Genomic DNA, 21,872 nt, shown 5'->3' with positions numbered 1-21,872 from the left:
TACGCGGTAGAGGCGTTTTATTTGAGTTACTTATTTTGTGCAGCTAGCTGCTCTCGGCGACGCTTGATGCGTGCTGCCCAGTTTCTGCGAACTGACCACTTCCAAAAGAGCTGCATCAGGATGTAGGAGAGGCATCCAAAGACGATACCGCAGGTTACCGATCCAATAATGAGTGGTTCCCAAAGGTGACTTGAAGTCAACGCGTGAATGGAAAACTCCACAGGGGAAATGCCCAGGAGCCATGTGCCTACGCGATAGCAGAAGTAGAACACCGGGGGCATGGTAATGGGATTGGTTAACCATACCAACGCAACGCTCAGAGGGAGATTCGCTCTGCAGACAATTGAAAAAACAGCAGCGACGACCATTTGAAAGGGCATTGGAAGAAAAGCACAGAACACACCCACGAAGCATGCTCGTGAAACTGAGCCGCGTGTGAGATGCCAAATATTGGGACCATCAAGCAGCTCACCCAACCAACGCAGAGAGGGGTGTTTTTTCAACTCAGCTGGTTGAGGTATAAAACGTTTGAGAATCTTGCGGGGCATGGACTGCTTCACAGATGACTAGGCTCAGGCGGCGCTATTATGCGCTTATCGGGTTTAAATGCCAATTTAACGACATAGTCGGGTTCACGGATGAACGCCTTATTATTTGCACCATTACTAGGATGCCTTCTGATGTTGGAGTCAGGGCCTTTTGGGGCCCAAGCCAGCATATTGTCTGTTGTTTTTGGCACTTCTCTTCTGTTCATATTGATATATCTCCACTGGATCAAGGCTTTGTATGGCTCCCGGCTATTTCGAGCTTTGACATTCCTTACGCTTTTATTGCTAGGTTTTGCCTGGAGTTCGTACTGCTGGAATAAGGAGATTGCGCATATCGGGGCTGAAAGCGCTACGGTACTCACTAACCTAAAAGTAAAAATCGCGAGTCGTGAGGAAATAACCCCCTACGGTAAAAAGGCTCGTGTGGAAGTCTTGTCCAGCCATTTGAGTGGCGCTCCATATTCAGGGCAGGGCGCTGTAATTCTCTACTATCCTGATTCACTGACGTTTAAACCCGGAGAGCTCTGGTTGCTGACAAAAGCGAAGGCCAAGCCCTTTCATGGTTATGCAAGCTACGGAGCATTCAGTCGTGAAACCTGGGCTCTCTCTCAGAAACTTTCATTTAGCTTATCGCTCAAAGGGCAGGCTACCCGGTTGGCTTCTGGTGGCTTTTCATTAACCCGCTGGGTCGAGGCAAGAATTGACCTTGCCTTGGCGAATGGTCAAGAGAGCGGCGATCAGATTCCTCGTGCGGGGAATAATGTAATAAGAGGTCTCCTGCTGGGAGATCGCTCTCAGTTTGATCGAAATGACTGGCAGCTGCTGCAGTCCTTAGGATTGAGTCATTTGATGGCCGTCAGCGGCTTGCACATCGGCATTATGTTTTCTTTGGGGTTTCTGATTGGGGAGTTGCTGGGTAAAGGCTTGCAGTGTTTAAGCATATATCGTCGCTATATCCCGGATCGTCACTGGGCGAGTCTTGCGGTTGGGTTGATGCTTGCAAGCTTCTATGCCGGGCTAACTGGGTGGGGCGTGCCCGCGCAGCGAGCCTTTCTTATGCTTCTCATTGCCGCATTTGCTGGTGTCTTCTGGCCCGGCGTATCGGCTTTTCGTCGTCTGTTGCTGGCTTGTTTGGGAGTCTGGATCCTATGGCCTTTTTCACTACTGTCAGCGAGCTTCTGGCTATCGGCTTATGCAGTACTAGTACTCGTTTGGGTGTTTTCGGGTAAGTCACAAATGGCTCCCAGGCTCTATGGTCTGGTACTTGCTCAGGTTGCCATGACATTGTGCTTAATGCCTCTGAGTGCCTTGTTCTTTCAGCAGGCCAGTCTTGTCGGCCCTCTGCTTAATTTTGTATTAATTCCGCTGGTGAGTTTTGTTGTGCTGCCAGTGCTCCTTTTGCTGGCATGTTCGGCCTGTTTCTTTCCTGCTGTCGCGCATATCGGTTTTGACTGGTTGGGATGTTTGCTTGATGACGGCTGGCAGTGGGGGCAAGTCATAGCCAATTGGAGTCTTTCGAGTCTGCACTGGCAACTTCAGCCGGTTTTGCTGCTTATTTTATTGTCGGTCTCAGCATTACTTTGGGCATTCGCTCCAAAAGGGACCCCGGGCAGAAAGCTGGCGCTTGTCGCGGTTTTACCGCTCTTTTTTCTGAAAAATAGCGATCCTGCCCTGAACGAGGGAGAGTGGTTGCTCGGGGTATTGGATATAGGTCAGGGAAGTGCCGCAGTTTTAGTCACGCGAACCCAGACATTGTTGATTGATACAGGACCAGGCAATGAAGACTACTCTGCCGCTGAGCAGGTGATTGGTCCCTACCTGCAACATTATGGCCGGACTCTGGATAGGGTTGTGGTAAGCCATAATGATCAGGATCACAGTGGGGGCGTGAGCTGGCTGGCAGGTCAGTATCACCCCTTATGGTTTCTTGGGCAGCCGTTGACTGAGCCATTGCCTCATCCGCGGCAATGTCATGGCGAGTGGAACTCAGATGGGGTTGAAGTTCATCTGCTGCAGCGTGACTTGTCAGGCAATAGCGATGATAACAGCCATTCATGTGTGGTCTTGATCCGCGGTGCCAGTGCATCAGCATTGCTCCCCGGAGATCTTTCCGCCAATGATGAGAAGGCCTTGATAGAAAAATACCCTGACCAGTTGGATGCGGTACTGCTAGTCGCGTCTCATCATGGCAGTCGCACAGGTTCAAGTGATGCTTTTCTGGCGGCAGTGAAACCGCAATTTGCTGCAATAAGTGCGGGTTATCTCAATCAGTTTGGTCATCCTCATCTCGAAACGTTGCAGCGATTTTATTCCCGCGGTGTGAAGACCTATAATACGGCCACTTTGGGGACGTTAGAGTTTGTCTCACGTCGCGATCAGCCGCTTGAGATAAAAGCCTGGCGCGAACAGCAGGGTTATTTTTGGGAGCAGGTTTTTGCTTCCGGACAAGCCCACTAATTTGTCTGTCTTCAGCGGTTGAAGAGCCCTATCTGTGGGAGAGTTGTGTGCTGGAATTGATCATCGCAGGTGGCTGGACAATGGTGCCGCTATTACTGTGTTCTATCATCGCCTTGGCCATCTGTCTTGAGCGTTTTTGGACGCTCCGTCGTCATCGGGTTGCACCGACCTATCTTCTGGCTGAAGTCTGGGAGTCTATCAGTCAGCATCGTCTTGATAACGCCAGGTTGCAAAGCCTGCGTAAAGGCAGCCCGTTGGGGGAAATCATGGCGGCAGGGCTTCTGAATGCCAAACATGGCCGTGATGTGATGAAGGAGAGTATTGAAGAGGCCGCGGCACAGGTCGTTCATGAGCTTGAGCGTTACCTCAGCACCTTGGGAAGTATCGCGGGCATTGCGCCTTTATTAGGTTTGCTGGGTACGGTCATCGGAATGATCAAGATTTTTGCACAGATAACTCAGGCTGGTTCAGGTAATACGGCTATGCTGGCAGGTGGTATTTCTGAGGCGCTACTGACCACGGCTACTGGCCTGGTGATTGCTATTCCTGCCGTTTTTTGCCACCGCATGCTCCAGCGACGGGTTGATACGCTGGTGGTCGATATGGAGGCGCAGGTCGTTAAGCTGGTTGAAATGGTTCATGGTGATCGTGAGCGCGACGCTAGTGTCGAGCTGGTGAAGTCATGAAATTTCGACGCCAGCGTCAGGAAGAGATTTCGCTAAATCTTACCCCTCTGATCGATGTGGTATTCCTGCTGCTGATCTTCTTTATGATTTCCACGACCTTTGAGAAAGATCGTCCTCTGGAATTGACTCTGCCTTCGTCCAGTGCAGAGGTCGGCCAGGAGCCGCCCCAGGCGATTGATGTGAGCATCAGTGCCGATGGTCAAACTGCTGTGAACGACCAGATTATCAAAGATCCTGCGGGGGATGCCTTAAAAGCAGCCATTGAGGCTGCCGGGCAGGGCCATCCGGATGTGCCTGTAGTGATCAGTGCTGATGCATTGTCGGCTCATCAATATGTTGTACGAGCTATGGATGCTGCTGGCCAAGCAGGCTATGTGCATATACGCATTATGACTTCAGGGAGTGGTCAATGAGCAAGCTGGCTTCACGCTGGTATGGAGAACCAGGCTGGCTGAAAGCTGCATTGCCTGCCGAGTGGTTATTTAAAACGGTAGCTGGATATCGTCGCGAGTATTTGACCCGGCACGCATGGAAGCCCAGCGTTCCTGTGATCGTGGTGGGCAATATCAGTGTAGGTGGTACGGGTAAAACCCCGGTTATTGCTGCACTTGTACATTGGGCAAAGATGAAGGGTTTTTTGCCTGGCATCGTCAGTCGTGGATATGGAGGAAAGTCTCCCCATTACCCTCGGTTAGTGACTGCGAGCGATGATCCTGCCGAGTGTGGCGATGAGCCCGTACTGCTGGCCAGTCAATGCCAGTGTCCGGTAGCTATTGACCCTGATCGTGCCTCTGCAGTCAGGCTCTTGCTTCGCGATCATGCCGTTAACCTTATTCTCTGTGATGATGGGCTGCAGCATTACAGTCTTGGCCGCGATATCGAAATTGCAGTAATTGATGGGGCTCGCGGCTTTGGCAATGGTCATTGCCTGCCGGTTGGGCCCTTGCGTGAGCCAGTATCACGTTTGGCCAAGGTGGATTTTTGTCTTCAAAACGGACCCAGTCATGAGCATCTTCTGAATCGTGAACCCTGGCCTATGGAAATTGTTGCCAAGAGCCTGACGCGTTTAAGTGATGCTCAGGAGTATTCGCTGGACACGCTAAAAGGTCAGCCTCTTGAGGCTATCGCAGGTATAGGTAACCCGCAGCGGTTCTGGAATACACTTAATGAGTGCGGTTTTGAGATTGCCGTCGCGCGTACCTTTGAAGATCACCATGCGTTCGTTCAGGCTGACCTTGAACGAAAGACCCCGTATCCACTCATCATGACTGCCAAGGATGCCATCAAGTGCTCACAATGGGCCGATGAAAACACCTGGCAGCTCAATATTGAGGCCCAGCTACCTGATGCATTTTTCGAAGCGCTGGCGTCTAAACTTTGTGAACGAAAGACTTAACGTCCGTCCTGGTTTTGAATTCCAGCGACGGTATTCCCGATTTAAGGAGAACACCATGGATAAGCAGCTACTCGACTTACTTGTCTGCCCGGTCACTAAAGCGCCGCTTGTCTGGCAGCCTGAAAGCCAGGAGCTGTTCTGTTATGCAAGCCGTCTGGCATATCCGGTGCGTGATGGCATTCCGGTAATGCTTGAACCCGAGGCTCGTGCCTTGACGACTGAGGAATACGACCAGCGCTCAAAGCATAGCGAGGCCTGAGTCATGTCTTACACCGTGGTTATTCCTGCCCGATACGCTTCATCCCGTTTACAGGGTAAGCCACTGCTGGATATTGGTGGTAAGCCGATGCTCTGGCATACATGGCAGCGTGCTTGTGAAAGTCAGGCAGCTCGTGTGGTGATTGCAACCGATGATCAGCGAATCTATGACGCTGCTACCGCGTTCGGTGCAGAAGTCTGCATGACTGCAGATACCCATAACAGCGGAACCGATCGTATTCAGGAAGTCGCCAGCCAGCTTGGCTTGAGTGACGATGATGTCATCGTCAATGTGCAGGGGGATGAGCCCTTGCTGCCCGGAGTGCTTATTGAGCAGGTGGCACAACTGTTGGTCGACAATCCTCAGGCTGACATGGCGACTCTTTGCGAGCCGCTTCAGGATGTTGATCAATTAATGAATCCCAGCGTGGTAAAGGTTGTTATGAGTGCTAATGGCCTGGCGCAGTATTTTAGTCGGGCACCTATTCCCTGGCACCGTGATGCGTTTGCAAATGGTCGACCTGAAGTACTACCCGAGGGTTGGGATGGCTATCGTCATATTGGTATGTATGCCTATCGTGTGGGTCTTCTAAATCGTTTCGTGAGTTGGCCGAGTGCGCCCACTGAGCAGTGGGAGTCTCTTGAGCAGCTTCGTGTGCTCTGGAATGGTGGAAAAATTCAAATGGCTGTTGCCAGCGAAGTGCCAGCGGCGGGTGTTGATACGCCTGAAGATCTGGAGAGAGTGCGACGTATGTTGAGCGGGAGCTGATCGATGGTGATGCCTGCGAAAAAGATACTTTTTGTCTGTACCGGCAATATCTGTAGATCGCCAACGGCTCAGGGAGTGTTTGAGAAGCTGGCGCGCGAGCGTGGAATCAAAGTGGAACTGGATTCGGCAGGAACCGATGCCTATCACGTAGGAGAGGCTCCTGATTCGCGGGCTCAGGCTGAAGCTAAGCGCCATGGCTATGACTTGAGTTCACAGCGGGCCCGCCAGGTCCATGACGAGGATTTCGCGCATTATGATTTACTGCTCGCAATGGATGGGAAGAATCTTAAGGCCCTGATGGCGCGGTGTCCTAAGGCGTTGCAGTCCCGCTTGAAACTGTTTATGACCTATTCGCCGGAACATGTGATGAAAGGAAGGCTGGAAGTGCCTGATCCTTATTATGGCGGCAGTGAAGGTTTTACCGAGGTGATCAAGCTGATCGAACTTGCCAGCGCCGGGCTCTGTGAGGTGCTTTCCTGATGGCAGGAGAAATACCGGAATATTGGCAGCGGAAGGTCAATCTTGCTGCTTTTAATACTCTTGGATTTAGTGTTTCTGCGGACTATTTTGCGCAGATTAGCTCTGTTCAGCAGTTGCAAGAGTCTGTCGCGACAGCAAAGAAAAACTCGCTTCATTGGCGCGTATTAGGCGGTGGCAGCAATGTTGTTCTGAGAGAGGATCTTCCTGGTTTAACGCTTCGTATGGCTATCAGAGGTCTGGAGTTCGAGGTTAAAGCTGATAGCGACGAGGTTATAGTCAATGTCGCTGCAGGAGAGGTCTGGCATGAGCTAGTGAAGGCGTGCGTTGCTCAGGGGTATAGCGGCATAGAAAATCTGGCATTAATTCCCGGTAGTGTCGGTGCTGCACCTGTTCAGAATATCGGAGCCTACGGTGTTGAGCTTAAAGATGTGCTGGTGGATGTTGAATGTTTTGATCCTGATTCAGGGCTCATAAAAGTATTAGATGCCAGTGAATGCGGTTTCGGTTATAGAGACAGTGTCTTTAAGCATGAAGGACAGCATCTGATTATCACCAAAGTGCGTCTTAAGCTATCCATGAAGGCCAAGCCCTGTGTTAGTTATCAGGCTTTGCGAGATTTTCTGGCTAAGGCTAACAAGGATGACCCTTCGCTTGTGGAGGTCATGAATGCGGTTATTGCCATTCGACAGAGTAAGTTGCCTGACCCTGCGGTATTGGCCAATGCAGGAAGCTTTTTTAAGAATCCTGTCATCACGGCACAGGATGCATCATTACTGAAATTGCGCTATCCCGCTATGCCTTCTTATCCTGACAAGTCAGGGGTGAAAGTTCCTGCTGGCTGGCTCATTGACCAGCTCGGGTTGAAGGGGTATCGCACTGGTGACGTGGCTGTGCATGAGCATCAGGCGCTGGTGTTGGTGCATTTCGGTGGAGGCACGGGCAAGGATCTGTTGTCGTTGGCAGAAGAAGTTCAGTCAAAAGTGAAGGCTGAATATGGGATTGCCTTAGAGCAGGAGCCGGTGAACCTTCCCTGAAGTTCGTGTTTCTTGAGGGAGACGATAAAAGCCTGTGTCAGAATAAATAAAAAAGGCCTGATGTTATCAGGCCTTTTTTGTGAGGATCAGCAGGGTTTATTCTGCGGATTCCTGTTGCGCTGCCAGTTGGCGGCGCTTCAAACGCGGATCATTGTGAGCGCGGCGACTGCGGCGAGGTTCGTCGTTTTCCTGAGTTGTTGGCTCAGGTTCTACAGACTTTGCTTCAACGGCCTCAGTGTTATTGCTCTCACTGATATCATTTGAAGTCACAGGCTCAGCTTTTGCTTCAGATTGGCTAGTGATCTCCAGACTGTCACTGGCTTTTTCAACTGCCACAAAGGTTTGCTCTGGAGCTGACTGCGCTTTAGTGTCGTCTGTTGCAGTAGCGACAGTCTCTTCGTTTTGGGCTTCTGTGGTTTTGGCTGCTTCGACAGAGCTGTCAGCAACTTCTACACTCTCGGCTACGACTTCAACTTCAGGCTCTGACTGTTCGTCTTTGCGGCCACGACCACGGTTGTTGCGTGGACGATTACGTCCTCGACCACGACGACGGCCGTTGTCATCACCCTCTGTTGACTCTTCCTCATCAGAAGAGGCCTCTTCAGAAGTACTGTTTTCAGCATGTTCATGACTGCTCGTTGACGGTTCAGTTTTTTCTGTCACCGGTAAGCTTTCAGATGCCGGTGCTTCAGAGTTCTGTTGCCCCGAGATTTCAGCAACTACAACTGCTTCTTCGTTGGAAGCGGTTTTGGTCTCTTCAGTCGTGATGGCAGACTCACTTGCAGGCACGACCACTTCGACTTGGTTGCTGTTGGCTTCAGCCGTAAGTGCCTCTTCTGTGGCTTGATCACGCATTGCCTCAGGAAGAGGGGTGCGTCGAGCTGAGCGCTCCCGACGACGGCGCTGGCGTCCGCGACGACGGTCATCGCTACCTTGTACAGGTAAGCCTTCATCGACAGACTCAACCGAGGTTGTCTCTACCTGGCTTTCACTGCTTTCATCCGTAGCAGATTGTTCATCACGAGGTTTGCGGCTGCGACGGCGATCGCGAGAGTCACGGTTGCTATTGTCTTTTTCGCGGCGGTTGGATTCGCGTGGTGAACGGTTTTCTTCATCGGAAGAAGGCGATGTAGTCGCTTCTTCTGCTGAAGTGTTAGTGCTGCTCTTGTTATCGCGACGGTCGCGACGATCACGGCGATCTCTGTCATTCCGATCACGACGGCGTGAGTTGCGATCATTGCGCTCAGGGCGCTTTTTCTCATCCTTATTATCGACTTCGCCAGACGCTGGTGAAGTTGCTTCGGCAGCATTGTCATCACGGGACTCGCCGTTGAACCAGCTGCTGAAAGCTTGCAGTAAACGACGGCCAATACTGGCTGTTTGAACCGGGGCTGCAGTTTTGGTAGGTGCGTGCGGTTGAGGCTCGCTAACTTCCAATGCCTTAGGCGTCATTGCCTTAACAGCTGCTTCTTCGCGATTTACCGGCGTTGGCGCTGCTGGTAGCTCATCTTCATGTTCATGAACCAGCTCATAGCTGGCATCAGTTGAGCGAGCCTCAGCATTATCATCACGTAAGCGAATCACCTCGTAATGCGGAGTTTCCAGATTAGGGTTGGGAATGATAACAATCTTGATTTTCTGACGCTGTTCCAGTCGGGTCAGGTGACTGCGCTTTTCGTTCAGAAGATAGGTCGCCACACTAACAGGCACAATCGCACGAATTTGCGCGGTTCGCTCTTTTAATGCTTCTTCCTCAATCAGGCGCATGATGGAAAGTGCAAGACTTCCAACGTCACGAATAGTCCCTTGGCCGTGGCAGCGTGGGCAGGTCATTGCAGTCGTTTCGCCCAGAGACGGGCGTAGGCGCTGACGGGACATTTCCATCAGACCGAAACGTGAAATACGGCCTGTCTGAATACGGGCGCGGTCAAGTTTTAGCGCATCTTTCAGTCGGTTTTCAACTTCACGCTGGTGCTTGATTGGGGTCATATCGATGAAGTCGATAACAACCAGACCGCCAATATCACGCAGTCTCAGCTGGCGTGCAATTTCATCTGCCGCTTCAAGGTTGGTCTGCAATGCGGTTTCTTCGATATCACCACCCTTGGTGGCTTTCGAGGAGTTGATGTCGATAGACACCATTGCTTCGGTAGGATCAATAACGATTGAACCGCCGGATGGCAGTCGTACTTCGCGCTGAAAAGCGGTTTCAATCTGTGATTCGATCTGGAAACGGGTAAAGAGAGGAATGTCCTCATTATAGAGCTTGATCTTGCTCTGAAATGAAGGCATGACCTGTCGTGCAAAGTTTTGTGCGTCTTGGTGGACTTCAGAGCTATCAATCAATACCTCGCCGATGTCCTGACGCAGGTAGTCTCGCAGGGCGCGAATGATGACATTGCTTTCCTGGTAAATCAGGAAAGGGGCTGGCCTTGCCTGGGCGGCAGAATAAATGGAGTCCCACAATTGTGTGAGGTAGTCCAAATCGTTTTGCAGCTCTTCTGGGGATCGTCCGATGCCAGCGGTGCGCACGATAACACCTGCATTGTCAGGCAGATTGAGCGCATCCATTGCCTCTTTCAGGGCCTGACGCTCCTCACCTTCAATTCGACGAGAGATACCGCCGGCACGAGAATTGTTAGGCATGAGGACCAGGTAACGACCAGCAAGGCTGATCATTGTGGTCAGTGCTGCACCCTTATTGCCACGCTCTTCTTTATCGACCTGGACAATGACTTCCTGGCCTTCACGGATAGCTTCGCGAATATTGACACGGTTGCCCTTGGCTTCTGAAGAGAAGTACTCGCGTGCAATTTCTTTCAAAGGAAGGAAGCCGTGGCGCTCGGCACCGTAATCAACAAAAGCAGCTTCAAGACTGGGTTCGATGCGGGTGATTCGACCGCGATAGATGTTTGCTTTTTTCTGCTCACGGGAGACAGATTCAATATCCAGATCGTACAGGCGTTGCCCATCGACCAGAGCGACCCTGATTTCTTCAGGCTGGGTCGCATTAATCATCATTCTTTTCATTGTATCTACAGACCATTAAGGCCTTCTGGCTCAACCCGGTTTCCGTTTATCCGAGCAGGTAGCATCTGTTTTATACCGGTTCTTCTTGCAGTTCGGCATAAGCCTTACCGGGCCGGCTTGGTGCTACAGTTCATTCGATTCCGACAGCGTCAGTGTTACACAACAACATTTAACGTGGTGGCTTGCTGCAGTCAGCAAGTAGTTGAGCGACAAAAGAAGCGAAAGGGGCGTGAAACAGTGTTGGGTGAGTAGCTTACGAGGGCAATACAGAGGGTATGGCACTTGGTAAAGGAATCTCACTGCAATCTAAAACGCAACAGCACATCTTTGGTGCTGATCTGTTCCCGGCTGCGCTTTCGCAACTTCAATCAGTGCTCATCGACCACGCTTTTCATTACATTCTGACCGGACTTACGGATCGAGTGTTGAGCGAAAAGGCTGGTTATTCGCATCGTATCGCCAAGCGATACGGCCAAATTCTTTTGCTGCCTGAAAACGCGTTAGCAATATCATCAGTACAGCGATTATCATAACGGCATCTGAGCGGTGAGAAGGGGGCGTTATTCGCCACTACCTTAATGCTCTATCGGCATCAGAACCGCCGATCAATATAGCAGTAATTCCTGACCGCAAGCAAATGACCTTGGTACGTAGATCAACGAGTTATGTCTGAAATAGAAACGGGTAACACCAGCGCCGTCCAGTGGGTGCAGCTGAGTGCAGATTTTAAAGGGCAGCGCCTTGACAACTTTCTGCTATCTCGTCTGAAAGGTATGCCTAAAACGCGTATCTACAGCATGATGCGTAAGGGTGAGATTCGAATTAATCGCAAGCGGGTCAAGCCTGATTATCGTATTGAGGGTGGGGAGGAGCTTCGCTTGCCTCCAATGCGGCTGCCGGAGCGTGAGGGGCCGCCGCCGGTACCAGCAGGTTTGGGTGAGCGGATTAACGCGGCTGTGCTCTACGAAGATGATGCATTGATGGTAATTAATAAACCTTCTGGCCTGGCTGTGCATGGGGGGAGTGGAATCAACCTTGGCTTGATTGAGAGCCTTCGCCAGTTGCGCCCGGATGCTAAAATGCTTGAGTTGGTGCATCGTCTGGATCGTGATACGTCAGGCTGCATATTGGTAGCTAAGAAGCGTTCCGCCCTGAGGCAGATGCATGAAGCCTTGCGTGATGGAAAAATGAAGAAGACCTATCACGCGTTAGTATTTGGCCGCTGGCCATCACGCCGTCAACACGTTAATGCTCCGCTCAAAAAGAATGAGCTGCAGTCTGGTGAGCGTATGGTCAAAGTTGATGACGAGGGAAAGGCTTCTTTAACCGAATTTAAGGTCATTGAGCGTTTTGCAGATTATACGCTGGTTGCAGCTAGCCCAATTACTGGTCGCACGCATCAGATTCGTGTACATGCCCAGTTCGCCGGGCACTCGATTGCGGGTGATCAAAAGTATAGCCTTGATGAAGATAACAGGCGTGCGCGGGAGATTGGTGTGTCGCGTCTGTTCTTGCATGCTGCAAGTATTGGCTTTCCGCATCCTGGGACAGGAAAATGGCTTGAGGTTTCTGCACCTTACGACGAGGTGTTAAAGGGAGTTGTTGAGTCTCAGCGCCAACAGGGTTTTTTCCCAATAAATACTGATTAGATAGAATGAAGCCGTTTTGCTATGCAAAGCGGTTTTTTCTAAGAAAGCTTATATCACAGAATAGGGATATTAAGAGGGGAGGGGGTTGGGGTGAACGATGGGGCTTGAACCCACGACCGCCGGAATCACAATCCGGAGCTCTACCTACTGAGCTACGCCCACCATTGTTAGTACTCTGATCTTATGCAGAAGTACTTTGAAAGCTGTCCCTGTTGTTCAGGAACGGGGCACTATAATAAGAATTTATCTCTCGGAGTCAAGCGGTTATTGAAACAGTTGTGTTGTCGTTCGTGCCCTTTGCTGGTGTACAATGCCTTGGCTTATTCAGGCTGCAAGGATAATGGCAATGTCAGTTAAATCAGTGCGTGAGCAAGTTTTTGCGGTGGCGGATGACCTGTTAATGTCAGGTTCTGACCCGATGCCGCGACTGATCAGTGCACGGCTTCCTGATATCGATGAAGCAAATGTTCAGTCGGTATTACATGATTGGTGGGCATCGCTTCCTCAACGAATTCAATATCGCATGCCAATCTCCAGTGATGTGCCTAAAGAGGTTGTTCAGGTTGTCCAGGGCTTGTGGGATCAGGCTATTCGTCATGCAAGCCACCAGCTTGAGCATGAAAAGAAGAAAATGGAGCAGCGCCTGGAAACTGCCGAAAGCGACGCCGAGCATAATGCTGAGCGTTTACGCAGTGATATAGCGGGCCGTGACGTCACCATTGAGCAACAAAAAGCCAAACTGGATGAGTTCGATCAGCGCTGTAAAAACCTGCAGGCTGAGCTTTCTATGCAAAAAGCAACGCTGCATGCAGAGATTCAGAAGCGCAATCAGGCTGAGGAACGTGAGAAGGAAATTCGTGCAGAGCTTGACCGTACGACCAGGAAGCGTGATGAATCCCGAGCAACTTTTGAGGCTCGGTTGAAGGAAGAGCAAAGTCGTTTGGTGGAGATTCAGGCTAAATTTCGCAATGAGATCTCCCAGATGCGCTCAACTCATGACCAGCTCAGAGATGAGTCTAATAAGCGTGATACCGCTTATATGCGTCAGATTAGTGATCTTCAGGCTGAGGTATCTCGGGGTGAGGTCAAGATCGAAACGCTGTCGAACCAGGTTAAAAGCTTGGAGCAGGAGCTTAAGGGGTATCGTTACGAGTCCTCTAATAGTTCTCGCGAGCTTAACAAGCTTAATGCTCAGTTGCTGACAGAGATTAATCGCAGTAAGCGCTTTGAACACCGGATTAATGAGCTTGAGAGTGCGAGTAAGGAAGTAGGTAAGCGTGTCACAACCAGTACGGCTGAGACGATGCGTCGTGAGTCTGATCTACGCCAGCAGGTGTTGGAGAGAGAGGATGAGTTGCAAAAGCTGCGTGCCCAATTAAAACAGCAGCAGTCGGTGCTGATTTCTCGTGAAGAAGAGATGAAGCGTTTACAGGCTCGTTTGCACGCCTGAGGGTTGTTTGAAAGGTAAAAAAGGGTGCATCTGCACCCTTTTTTATTAGTGAAAGCTTTTGCTGCTACTCTGTGTCGACGACTTTTGGGCGCTTGCTAACCATCACGATGGCTTGACCGGTAGCAACAACTTTGTCTTTTACACGGCATTCGGTGATTAAGGTGACTTTTTTGCGTCGAGGATCGATTTCCGAAACTTCGGCTGAGGCTACAACTGTGTCGCCTATATGCACTGGCGCTTTGAAGCTAAGACTCTGGTCAAGATAGATAGCGCCGGGACCAGGAAGGCGAGTCCCTAGAACTGCACTTATGAAGCCGCCTGCCAGCATGCCATGAGCTATGCGCTGGCCAAAGTTTGTCTGAGAGGCGAACTCTTCGTTAATGTGCACAGGGTTGAAGTCGCCCGTAATGCCTGCGAAGAGCGTGATATCGGTTTCGGTAACTGTTTTTGCCAGCTCGTCTTTCATGCCGATGGTCAGATCTTCGAGATAGAGGCCATGATAAGGGTTCATGGTATGTCCTTAGTCGTGAAGGTTGGCGGCGTGGAGCGTGTTTTCTATCAGGGTTGCAACCGTCATCGGGCCTACGCCACCGGGTACGGGAGTGATGAAGCCAGCTTTTTCCGCTGCTGGTTCAAACTCTATATCTCCGACCAGTTTGCCAGACTCAAGACGATTGATGCCAACATCAATTACCAGTGCCCCTGGTTTAATCCATTCACCTTTGACGATGCCTGGTTTGCCCACAGCGACGACTACTAAGTCTGCCTTACTCACTTTTTCTGCAAGATTCTTGGTGAATCGATGGGTTGTTGTAACCGTGCAGCCTGCCAGTAAAAGCTCAAGGCTCATTGGTCGTCCTACAATATTAGAGGCGCCAACGACAACCGCATCCATGCCGCGGATGTCAACGCCGGTGCTTTCAAGCAGGGTCATAATGCCTTTGGGGGTGCAGGGGCGAAGTAATGGCATGCGTTGCGCCAGCCGGCCCATGTTAAAAGGATGGAATCCATCGACATCTTTGTCTGGGCGAATTTGCTCAAGAATGGGGTCGGCTTTTAGGTGTGAGGGGAGTGGTAGCTGAACCAGAATGCCGTCAATGCGCTCGTCGTTATTAAGCTGCTCTACTAGATTTGATAGCTCTTCCTGAGTTGTTTCTCTAGGTAGGTCATAAGCGGCAGAGTAAAAACCTACTTCTTCACAGGCTTTGCGCTTGCTATTTACATAGACCTGAGAGGCAGGGTCCTGACCAATCAAAATGACGGCGAGTCCGGGCTGACGCTTGCCCAGAGCCAGGCGTTCTTTAACGCCGCTGGCAACTTCTTCTCTAACTCGGCGAGCAATCTCTTTTCCGTCAATAATCTGGGCAGTCATGGTGTTAAAGCAGTCCTCAAATAAAAGCGCGCTGATTTTCGCATGCTTTGATGAGATAGCCAAATCTCATGCTCACATATCCATTGTTCGTGTGGGACTTGGGTCTGCGGTCGCAACTCTCACGTTAAATGTAATAAGTGCTTAAAAAACTTGACCTTAGAAAAGTTGCTGCTATTATTCGGCGTCGTTTGGCGGGCAAGCTTCCGCTGGTCAGGTATGCGCCTGTAGCTCAACCGGATAGAGCATCGGCCTTCTAAGCCGAGGGTTGCAGGTTCGAGCCCTGCCAGGCGCGCCAAACAAACTGGATATTATGGTGGGCGTAGCTCAGTAGGTAGAGCTCCGGATTGTGATTCCGGCGGTCGTGGGTTCAAGCCCCATCGTTCACCCCAATTCCAGACCCTTCTTTTACAGGTTGTCCTGTCTATGGTGGGCGTAGCTCAGTAGGTAGAGCTCCGGATTGTGATTCCGGCGGTCGTGGGTTCAAGCCCCATCGTTCACCCCAATTCCCTGATTTTATTAAAGTTTTATATTTCTCATGCCTGCGGGTGCTTGACTCCTGACTGGGGTTTAATGAGAATGTGCGCTTTGTTTTGTCTGTGTTTGCCCCCAGAACCGGGTGGCTGACCGCCCTAAATCGGAAATCAGGCAGTTAAACTAGAGTCTCTGGTAATGATCAGAGTGCGGATTTAGTTGACGCTAAGTTTTGTGAGGCAGATTAATGCAAGTATCTATCGAATCGACGTCTAATCTTGAGCGTCGTCTGACAATCACTATTCCCGCAGAGCGTATCGATGCGGACGTCGAAAAACAGCTTAAAGATGCTGCAAAAACCGTACGTATCGATGGTTTCCGTAAAGGCAAAGTGCCTTCTAAAATCGTTAAGCAGCGTTACGGAAAAGGAATTCGTCAGGATGTACTGAGCGAAGTTATTCGTACCAGCTTCTACGAAGCGGTAACTCAGGAGAAATTGAACCCTGCTGGAACTCCTTCTATCGAGCCTACCAAGGACGAAGAAGGTCAGGATTTTGAGTTTGTTGCCACTTTTGAAGTATTCCCGGAAATCGCTCTGGCTGACTTCAGTGCCGCAGAGATCGAAAAGCAGAGCGCGGAAATTTCTAACGAAGATCTGGATAAAATGATCGATACCTTGCGCAAGCAGAAAGCTGACTGGACTACAGTAGAGCGTGCTTCCCAAGACGGTGATCGTGTAACTGTCGACTTTGAAGGTTTTGTTGACGGTGAGGCATTTGCTGGTGGTAAAGCTGAAGGCTATGAGCTGGTTCTTGGCTCCAATACCATGATTCCTGGTTTTGAGTCTGGTCTGTTGGGCGCCAAAGCGGGCGACACTCTGGATCTGAACGTCACTTTCCCAGAGCAGTACCAGTCCGAAGAGCTACAGGGTAAAGCAGCTGTATTCAAGACTACTGTACATCAGGTTGCTGAGCCTAAGCTGCCAGAATTGAATGTTGAATTCTTTAAAGACTTCGGTATCGAAGGCGAGAGTGAAGCAGATTTCCGTGCTGAAATTTCCAAGAATATGGATCGTGAGTTGAAGAATGCTCTGCGTAGCAAGCTTAAGACCCAGGTTCTTGAGTCTCTGAGCAAACTGAATCCAATCGATATTCCTTCTGCGCTGATTGATGAAGAGATTGATACTCTGCGTCGTCAGGCTGTTCAGCAGTTTGGTGGTAACCTGAAAGACTTCGATCTGAATATGCTGCCAAAAGAGCTGTTCAAAGATCAGGCAGAGCAGCGAGTTCGCAATGGCCTGCTGTTGGCGGAAGTGATTCGTGCCAATGAGATCAAAGCTGATGAAGAACGCGTTGTTGCTTTTGTTGAAGAGATGTCTTCTGCATACCAACAGCCTGAGGAAGTTCGTGCCTACTTCCTGAATGACCAGAATCAGCGTCGTCAGATTGAAGCGGTAGTGGTAGAGGATCTGGCGGTTGAAAAACTGCTGGAAAAAGCCAGTATCACTGAAACTGTTGTAAGCTATGAAGATGCTATTCGTCCGGCTGACCAAGCTGCAGCCTGATAATTATTAGCATCTGCTGTACTTAAAAAACGATAGTTGTTACAACATAAACAGTTGTAATGGCTATCGTTTTTTTCTTTAAGGAACTCACTAGGGAGAAGCTCGTAAAATGAATCCATTTCTAGAGCAAGCTGCTGCGAAAGGGCAGGATCCTATGTCTGCACTGGTCCCAATGGTTGTAGAGCAGAGTGCTCGTGGTGAGCGTGCCTACGATATTTATTCCCGCTTGTTGAAGGAGCGTGTGATCTTTCTGGTTGGTCAGGTTGAAGATCACATGGCTAATCTTGTAGTGGCTCAAATGTTGTTTCTTGAGTCTGAAAATCCCGATAAGGATATCCATCTTTACATCAACTCACCTGGTGGTGTGGTTACTGCAGGCATGGCGATTTATGACACCATGCAGTTTATTAAGCCTGATGTAAGCACCCTCTGTATTGGTCAGGCGGCCAGCATGGGCGCGCTGCTGCTTGCTGGTGGAGCAGCAGGTAAGCGTTATGCGTTACCCAATGCGCGAGTGATGATTCACCAGCCCCTCGGTGGTTATCAGGGGCAGGCGACTGATATCGAAATCCACACCCGCGAAATTCTCACAATGCGCGAAAAATTAAACCGGATCCTGTCACATCATACTGGCAAGGATATCGAGTCTATTGCGCGCGATACTGATCGTGATAATTTTATGGATGCTAATGCAGCTGCAGAATACGGTTTAGTGGACTCTGTTCTGACTCAGCGTGGCGCCTAAATGAAAAAATGAGGCTGATTGCCGAAATGTTGTTGAAATGTTTTGGTAACGGCCTCATCTTGAAGGCAGAAGCAAGTTAACGGGGAAGTCGAATGGCCGACGATACACGCAAAAAAGGCGACGATAGCAAGTTGCTCTATTGCTCTTTCTGCGGTAAGAGCCAGCACGAGGTAAGAAAGCTGATTGCAGGGCCTTCGGTTTATATCTGCGATGAGTGTGTTGACCTTTGTAATGACATCATCCGTGAAGAAATTCAGGATCAGGACCAAGGTTCTCAAGGTGAGAAGCTTCCAACTCCTAGCGAAATTAAACAGACGCTTGACGAGTATGTGATTGGTCAGGACGTTGCTAAACGCGTGTTGGCAGTGGCTGTCTATAACCACTACAAGCGCCTGCGTATGAATGATAAATCCTCTGATGTTGAGCTGGGTAAGAGCAACATTCTGATGATTGGTCCAACCGGTAGCGGTAAGACCTTATTGGCGCAGACGCTAGCTCGTATGCTTAACGTTCCTTTCACTATTGCTGATGCAACTACGCTAACTGAAGCGGGTTATGTTGGTGAGGATGTGGAAAACATCATTCAAAAGCTTCTCCAGAAGTGTGATTATGATGTTGAGAAAGCTCAGATGGGCATTGTCTATATCGATGAGATCGACAAAATTAGTCGCAAGTCTGACAATCCATCTATCACACGTGACGTTTCCGGCGAAGGGGTTCAGCAAGCGCTTTTGAAGCTGATTGAGGGTTCTGTTGCATCAGTGCCACCTCAGGGTGGAAGAAAGCATCCGCAGCAAGAATTTTTGCAGGTTGATACTTCTAATATTCTTTTCATTTGCGGCGGTGCTTTCGCAGGCCTTGAGAAGATTATTAGCGATCGCAGTGAGAAAAGCAGTATTGGTTTCTCCGCGACGGTGAAGTCAAAAGATAATAGTAAGTCTGTTTCTGAAATCCTTTTAGGTGCAGAAGCTGAGGATCTGGTCAAGTTTGGTCTGATTCCTGAGTTCGTAGGTCGTCTACCAATGGTGGCGACTCTGACTGAGCTGGATGAGGATGCATTGATTCAGATATTGGTTGAGCCCAAAAATGCTCTTACTAAGCAATATCAGAAACTTTTTGGTATGGAAGGCGCTGAGCTTGAGTTCCGAGAAGACTCGTTAAAAGCTATTGCTCAGCGTGCCATGGAGCGCAAGACTGGCGCACGTGGATTGCGCACCATTATGGAAAGTGTTCTTTTGGACACCATGTTCGAATTGCCCTCTGCTGAGAATGTTAGCAAGGTTGTCATTGATGCCTCTGTCATCAAGGGTGAGTCCAAGCCTCTGATGATTTATGAAAGCAACGACGAAAAGCGCGCATTACCTGAGTGTTAATGTTCTTCTGACACAGATATTGCATTCTTTTCCTTGAGCCCCAACGTACAGCTTTATGAAGTCATTGGGGCCTCCTTTTAGTGCCCGTCATAAGTCCGAGGTGTTTATGGAACAACATGCATCCAGTCACGACGTGACTCCGGTCACTGTGCCTTTATTACCGCTGCGGGATGTTGTTGTATTCCCGCACATGGTTATCCCTCTTTTCGTTGGGCGTGATAAATCTATCGCTGCCCTGGAGCGAGCGATGGAAGAGGAGAAAGAAATCCTTCTGGTCGCTCAGCGTGATGCCTCTGATGAAGACCCCGTATGGGAAGATCTGTTCGAAATCGGTACTGTTGCCTCCATTCTGCAATTGCTCAAACTTCCCGATGGTACCGTTAAAGTATTGGTTGAAGGTGAGTATCGTGCGCGAGTGAAATCTGTCTTTCTGGATGACACTTGCTATCAGGCGGAAGTTGAACCTCTGGAAGTCAAGGAGGTTCGAGATGCAGAGTCTCAGGTGCTGTCTCGTGCTCTGATGACTCAGTTTGAGCAGTATGTTCAGCAAAGTAAGAAAGTCCCTTCTGAAGTGGTTTCGTCTCTTTCTAATATTGAAGAGCCAGGCCGCTTGGCAGACACAATTTCCGCTCATATGAACCTTAAACTGGCTGACAAGCAAAAAGTGCTTGAGTTAGTCGATATAGTTGAGCGTGTTGAGCAGTTGATTGGGCATATGGAAGCGGAGAATGACCTGATTCAGGTTGAGCGCCGTATTCGTGGCCGAGTTAAAAAGCAGATGGAAAAGAGTCAGCGTGAGTACTATCTGAATGAGCAGATGAAGGCTATTCAGAAAGAACTGGGTGACTTGGATGATACGAGCGGCAATGAGATAGAAGATCTTAAGAGCCGTATTGAAGCTGCAGGCATGCCTAAAGAGGCTCTTAATAAGGCGATGTCTGAGCTTAATAAGCTTAAGATGATGTCGCCGATGTCTGCTGAGGCTACTGTCGTTCGGTCTTATCTTGATTGGATGCTCGGAATTCCGTGGAGTAAGAGAAGCAAAGTGCGTCATGACTTGGGTCGTGCCGAGGTTGTTTTGAATGAAGATCATTACGGTCTTGATGAAGTTAAAGACCGTATTCTTGAGTATCTTGCTGTTCAGCAGCGTGTGAAAAAAATCAAAGGCCCCGTGCTTTGTTTGGTTGGGCCTCCAGGTGTAGGTAAAACTTCTCTGGGGCAATCGATTGCGCGTGCTACGAATCGTAAATATGTTCGTATGGCGTTAGGTGGTGTGAGAGACGAAGCTGAAATTCGTGGTCACCGTCGAACTTATATTGGCTCCATGCCCGGTAAATTGGTTCAGAAACTCTCTAAAGTGGGTGTTAAAAATCCACTGTTCCTGCTTGATGAGATCGACAAGATGGGAATGGATCACCGTGGTGATCCTGCGTCAGCTCTGCTTGAAGTGCTTGATCCTGAACAGAACAACTCCTTCAATGACCACTACTTGGAAGTGGACTTTGATCTTTCTGATGTCATGTTTGTTTGTACGTCAAACAGCATGAATATTCCTGCGCCTTTGTTGGATCGTATGGAAATTATCCGTATTCCTGGATACACAGAAGATGAAAAACTAAACATCACTAAGCGATATCTGCTACCTAAGCAGATGAAAAATAATGGCCTTAAGGACGCTGAGCTGGAAGTTAGCGATGACGCGATTCTTGAGTTGATTCGTTATTATACTCGCGAAGCGGGTGTGCGCGGTCTTGAGCGTGAGGTTGCCAAGCTTTGCCGTAAGGTTGTTAAAGCCCGTCTCCTTAAGAAAATTGAAGAAGATACCTTGGTTGTAACTTCAGAAGTGCTTGAAGAGTATAACGGTGTTCACAAGTTCAATTATGGTCGTGCAGATGACAATGATCAGATTGGTCAGGTCAATGGTCTGGCCTGGACTCAGGTGGGTGGTGACATTCTTCGTATTGAGTGTGCAGTAACCCCAGGTAAAGGTCGTGTTGTTAAAACCGGTTCACTGGGTGATGTCATGCAGGAGTCTATCCAGGCAGCGATCACCGTGGTGCGTTCACGCTCTAAAGCGTTGGGTATCAAAACTGATTTCCATGAAAAGCAGGATATCCATGTGCACGTACCTGAAGGGGCTACTCCTAAGGATGGGCCAAGTGCTGGTATTGCCATGTGTACCGCGATGGTGTCATCACTGACGCAGATCCCGATCAAAGCTGATGTAGCTATGACCGGTGAAATTACGCTTCGTGGTCAGGTGCTGCCAATTGGTGGTCTCAAGGAAAAGCTTCTTGCAGCTCACCGTGGTGGTATTAAAACTATCGTTATTCCTGAGGAAAATAAGCGTGATCTGAAGGAAATTCCTGACAACATCAAGGCAGAGCTTGAAATCCATCCTGTGAAATGGATTGATGAAGTTTTGGCGATTGCTTTGCAGTATCAGCCGCATCCCGATGATAAGGATGCACAGGAGACTGCCGATCATTCAGCTAAAAATAAGGAAGCAGATCAGGATGGCGACGGAAGTCAACGTCCAAGTACGCACTAAAATCGCTACAGGCCGCATGAATACTAGCTTGACACTGAT

Annotated in this window: 19 protein-coding genes and 4 tRNA genes; 18 read left to right on the top strand and 5 right to left on the bottom strand. The window is 49.6% G+C overall.

Annotation, left to right across the window (positions count from 1 at the left end; genetic code table 11):
• Positions 1–26: 26 nt before the first annotated feature.
• Positions 27–548, bottom strand: coding sequence for a DUF2062 domain-containing protein (locus tag ACKC9G_RS05805; protein ID WP_411403986.1), 522 nt, complete (start codon positions 546–548; stop codon positions 27–29).
• 90 nt (positions 549–638) lie between these two features.
• Between ACKC9G_RS05805 and ACKC9G_RS05800 the strand changes: the two genes are divergently transcribed.
• From ACKC9G_RS05800 to murB, 8 genes are read left to right on the top strand one after another with little or no spacing between them, the layout of a single operon-like run.
• A complete protein-coding gene (locus tag ACKC9G_RS05800) occupies positions 639–3,005 on the top strand; it encodes a DNA internalization-related competence protein ComEC/Rec2 (protein WP_411403985.1) in 2,367 nt (788 codons plus the stop codon).
• 47 nt (positions 3,006–3,052) lie between these two features.
• Positions 3,053–3,691 (top strand): MotA/TolQ/ExbB proton channel family protein, encoded by a 639-nt coding sequence (locus tag ACKC9G_RS05795; RefSeq protein ID WP_411403984.1) that lies wholly within the window; start codon positions 3,053–3,055, stop codon positions 3,689–3,691.
• Complete coding sequence (locus ACKC9G_RS05790; protein ID WP_411403983.1) at positions 3,688–4,104, top strand: ExbD/TolR family protein; 417 nt, start codon at positions 3,688–3,690, stop codon at positions 4,102–4,104. Before ACKC9G_RS05795 ends, ACKC9G_RS05790 begins: the two co-directional genes overlap by 4 nt.
• A complete protein-coding gene (gene lpxK, locus ACKC9G_RS05785) occupies positions 4,101–5,087 on the top strand; it encodes a tetraacyldisaccharide 4'-kinase (RefSeq protein ID WP_411403982.1) in 987 nt (328 codons plus the stop codon). The genes ACKC9G_RS05790 and lpxK overlap by 4 nt, the downstream gene beginning before the upstream one ends.
• Before the next feature lie 55 nt (positions 5,088–5,142).
• Entirely contained in the window at positions 5,143–5,346 is a 204-nt protein-coding gene (locus ACKC9G_RS05780; RefSeq protein WP_411403981.1) for a Trm112 family protein, read from the top strand.
• A 3-nt stretch (positions 5,347–5,349) separates the two neighbouring features.
• Entirely contained in the window at positions 5,350–6,114 is a 765-nt protein-coding gene (gene kdsB / locus ACKC9G_RS05775) for a 3-deoxy-manno-octulosonate cytidylyltransferase (protein WP_411403980.1), read from the top strand.
• Positions 6,115–6,117: 3 nt separating this feature from the next.
• Positions 6,118–6,594, top strand: coding sequence for a low molecular weight protein-tyrosine-phosphatase (locus ACKC9G_RS05770; RefSeq protein WP_411403979.1), 477 nt, complete (start codon positions 6,118–6,120; stop codon positions 6,592–6,594).
• On the top strand, positions 6,594–7,628 hold the full coding sequence (gene murB, locus ACKC9G_RS05765; protein ID WP_411403978.1) for a UDP-N-acetylmuramate dehydrogenase: 1,035 nt from the start codon (positions 6,594–6,596) through the stop codon (positions 7,626–7,628). The genes ACKC9G_RS05770 and murB overlap by 1 nt, the downstream gene beginning before the upstream one ends.
• Before the next feature lie 96 nt (positions 7,629–7,724).
• Here murB and rne read toward each other — a convergent pair whose 3' ends face one another.
• Positions 7,725–10,658: a ribonuclease E gene (gene rne, locus ACKC9G_RS05760; RefSeq protein ID WP_411403977.1), complete on the bottom strand. Its 2,934-nt coding sequence runs from the start codon at positions 10,656–10,658 to the stop codon at positions 7,725–7,727.
• Between the two features lie 275 nt (positions 10,659–10,933).
• Here rne and ACKC9G_RS05755 point away from each other — a divergent pair, with 275 nt between their 5' ends.
• Together ACKC9G_RS05755 and rluC are read left to right on the top strand one after the other, a co-directional pair.
• Complete coding sequence (locus ACKC9G_RS05755) at positions 10,934–11,191, top strand: hypothetical protein (RefSeq protein ID WP_411403976.1); 258 nt, start codon at positions 10,934–10,936, stop codon at positions 11,189–11,191.
• A gap of 132 nt (positions 11,192–11,323) precedes the next feature.
• Positions 11,324–12,307, top strand: coding sequence for a 23S rRNA pseudouridine(955/2504/2580) synthase RluC (gene rluC / locus ACKC9G_RS05750; protein WP_411403975.1), 984 nt, complete (start codon positions 11,324–11,326; stop codon positions 12,305–12,307).
• Positions 12,308–12,393: 86 nt separating this feature from the next.
• Here rluC and ACKC9G_RS05745 read toward each other — a convergent pair.
• A tRNA-His gene (locus ACKC9G_RS05745) sits at positions 12,394–12,469 on the bottom strand.
• Positions 12,470–12,653: 184 nt separating this feature from the next.
• Here ACKC9G_RS05745 and ACKC9G_RS05740 point away from each other — a divergent pair.
• Complete coding sequence (locus ACKC9G_RS05740) at positions 12,654–13,757, top strand: DNA-binding protein (protein ID WP_411403974.1); 1,104 nt, start codon at positions 12,654–12,656, stop codon at positions 13,755–13,757.
• Between the two features lie 64 nt (positions 13,758–13,821).
• Here ACKC9G_RS05740 and ACKC9G_RS05735 read toward each other — a convergent pair whose 3' ends face one another.
• Both ACKC9G_RS05735 and folD read right to left on the bottom strand, forming a co-directional pair.
• Positions 13,822–14,268, bottom strand: a complete 447-nt coding sequence (locus ACKC9G_RS05735) for a MaoC family dehydratase (protein WP_411403973.1) — start codon at positions 14,266–14,268, stop codon at positions 13,822–13,824.
• Between the two features lie 9 nt (positions 14,269–14,277).
• Positions 14,278–15,129: a bifunctional methylenetetrahydrofolate dehydrogenase/methenyltetrahydrofolate cyclohydrolase FolD gene (gene folD, locus ACKC9G_RS05730; protein ID WP_411403972.1), complete on the bottom strand. Its 852-nt coding sequence runs from the start codon at positions 15,127–15,129 to the stop codon at positions 14,278–14,280.
• A 218-nt stretch (positions 15,130–15,347) separates the two neighbouring features.
• On the opposite strand from folD, the gene ACKC9G_RS05725 reads away from it, so the two are divergent.
• From ACKC9G_RS05725 to lon, 7 genes are all read left to right on the top strand, one after another.
• Positions 15,348–15,424, top strand: a tRNA-Arg gene (locus tag ACKC9G_RS05725).
• Positions 15,425–15,442: 18 nt separating this feature from the next.
• A tRNA-His gene (locus ACKC9G_RS05720) sits at positions 15,443–15,518 on the top strand.
• Positions 15,519–15,555: 37 nt separating this feature from the next.
• Positions 15,556–15,631, top strand: a tRNA-His gene (locus ACKC9G_RS05715).
• A 216-nt stretch (positions 15,632–15,847) separates the two neighbouring features.
• Entirely contained in the window at positions 15,848–17,164 is a 1,317-nt protein-coding gene (tig, locus tag ACKC9G_RS05710) for a trigger factor (protein ID WP_411403971.1), read from the top strand.
• Between the two features lie 109 nt (positions 17,165–17,273).
• Positions 17,274–17,909, top strand: a complete 636-nt coding sequence (gene clpP / locus ACKC9G_RS05705; RefSeq protein WP_411403970.1) for an ATP-dependent Clp endopeptidase proteolytic subunit ClpP — start codon at positions 17,274–17,276, stop codon at positions 17,907–17,909.
• A gap of 92 nt (positions 17,910–18,001) precedes the next feature.
• On the top strand, positions 18,002–19,282 hold the full coding sequence (gene clpX / locus ACKC9G_RS05700; RefSeq protein WP_411403969.1) for an ATP-dependent Clp protease ATP-binding subunit ClpX: 1,281 nt from the start codon (positions 18,002–18,004) through the stop codon (positions 19,280–19,282).
• Positions 19,283–19,388: 106 nt separating this feature from the next.
• Complete coding sequence (gene lon, locus ACKC9G_RS05695) at positions 19,389–21,833, top strand: endopeptidase La (RefSeq protein WP_411404112.1); 2,445 nt, start codon at positions 19,389–19,391, stop codon at positions 21,831–21,833.
• Positions 21,834–21,872: the final 39 nt, after the last annotated feature.

Source organism: Pokkaliibacter sp. CJK22405, assembly GCF_046614695.1.
GTDB lineage: Bacteria > Pseudomonadota > Gammaproteobacteria > Pseudomonadales > Balneatricaceae > Pokkaliibacter.
Note: the sequence above shows the minus strand (reverse complement) of the source record. Positions and strands in the feature narration are given on the sequence as shown.

Coding starts and splice junctions, on each gene's coding strand:
- ACKC9G_RS05805 (WP_411403986.1), bottom strand. CDS start 548: ATGCCCCGCAAGATTCTCAAACGTTTTATACCTCAACCAGCTGAGTTG.
- ACKC9G_RS05800 (WP_411403985.1), top strand. CDS start 639: ATGAACGCCTTATTATTTGCACCATTACTAGGATGCCTTCTGATGTTG.
- ACKC9G_RS05790 (WP_411403983.1), top strand. CDS start 3,688: ATGAAATTTCGACGCCAGCGTCAGGAAGAGATTTCGCTAAATCTTACC.
- lpxK (WP_411403982.1), top strand. CDS start 4,101: ATGAGCAAGCTGGCTTCACGCTGGTATGGAGAACCAGGCTGGCTGAAA.
- ACKC9G_RS05780 (WP_411403981.1), top strand. CDS start 5,143: ATGGATAAGCAGCTACTCGACTTACTTGTCTGCCCGGTCACTAAAGCG.
- kdsB (WP_411403980.1), top strand. CDS start 5,350: ATGTCTTACACCGTGGTTATTCCTGCCCGATACGCTTCATCCCGTTTA.
- ACKC9G_RS05770 (WP_411403979.1), top strand. CDS start 6,118: ATGGTGATGCCTGCGAAAAAGATACTTTTTGTCTGTACCGGCAATATC.
- murB (WP_411403978.1), top strand. CDS start 6,594: ATGGCAGGAGAAATACCGGAATATTGGCAGCGGAAGGTCAATCTTGCT.
- rne (WP_411403977.1), bottom strand. CDS start 10,658: ATGAAAAGAATGATGATTAATGCGACCCAGCCTGAAGAAATCAGGGTC.
- ACKC9G_RS05755 (WP_411403976.1), top strand. CDS start 10,934: ATGGCACTTGGTAAAGGAATCTCACTGCAATCTAAAACGCAACAGCAC.
- rluC (WP_411403975.1), top strand. CDS start 11,324: ATGTCTGAAATAGAAACGGGTAACACCAGCGCCGTCCAGTGGGTGCAG.
- ACKC9G_RS05740 (WP_411403974.1), top strand. CDS start 12,654: ATGTCAGTTAAATCAGTGCGTGAGCAAGTTTTTGCGGTGGCGGATGAC.
- ACKC9G_RS05735 (WP_411403973.1), bottom strand. CDS start 14,268: ATGAACCCTTATCATGGCCTCTATCTCGAAGATCTGACCATCGGCATG.
- folD (WP_411403972.1), bottom strand. CDS start 15,129: ATGACTGCCCAGATTATTGACGGAAAAGAGATTGCTCGCCGAGTTAGA.
- tig (WP_411403971.1), top strand. CDS start 15,848: ATGCAAGTATCTATCGAATCGACGTCTAATCTTGAGCGTCGTCTGACA.
- clpP (WP_411403970.1), top strand. CDS start 17,274: ATGAATCCATTTCTAGAGCAAGCTGCTGCGAAAGGGCAGGATCCTATG.
- clpX (WP_411403969.1), top strand. CDS start 18,002: ATGGCCGACGATACACGCAAAAAAGGCGACGATAGCAAGTTGCTCTAT.
- lon (WP_411404112.1), top strand. CDS start 19,389: ATGGAACAACATGCATCCAGTCACGACGTGACTCCGGTCACTGTGCCT.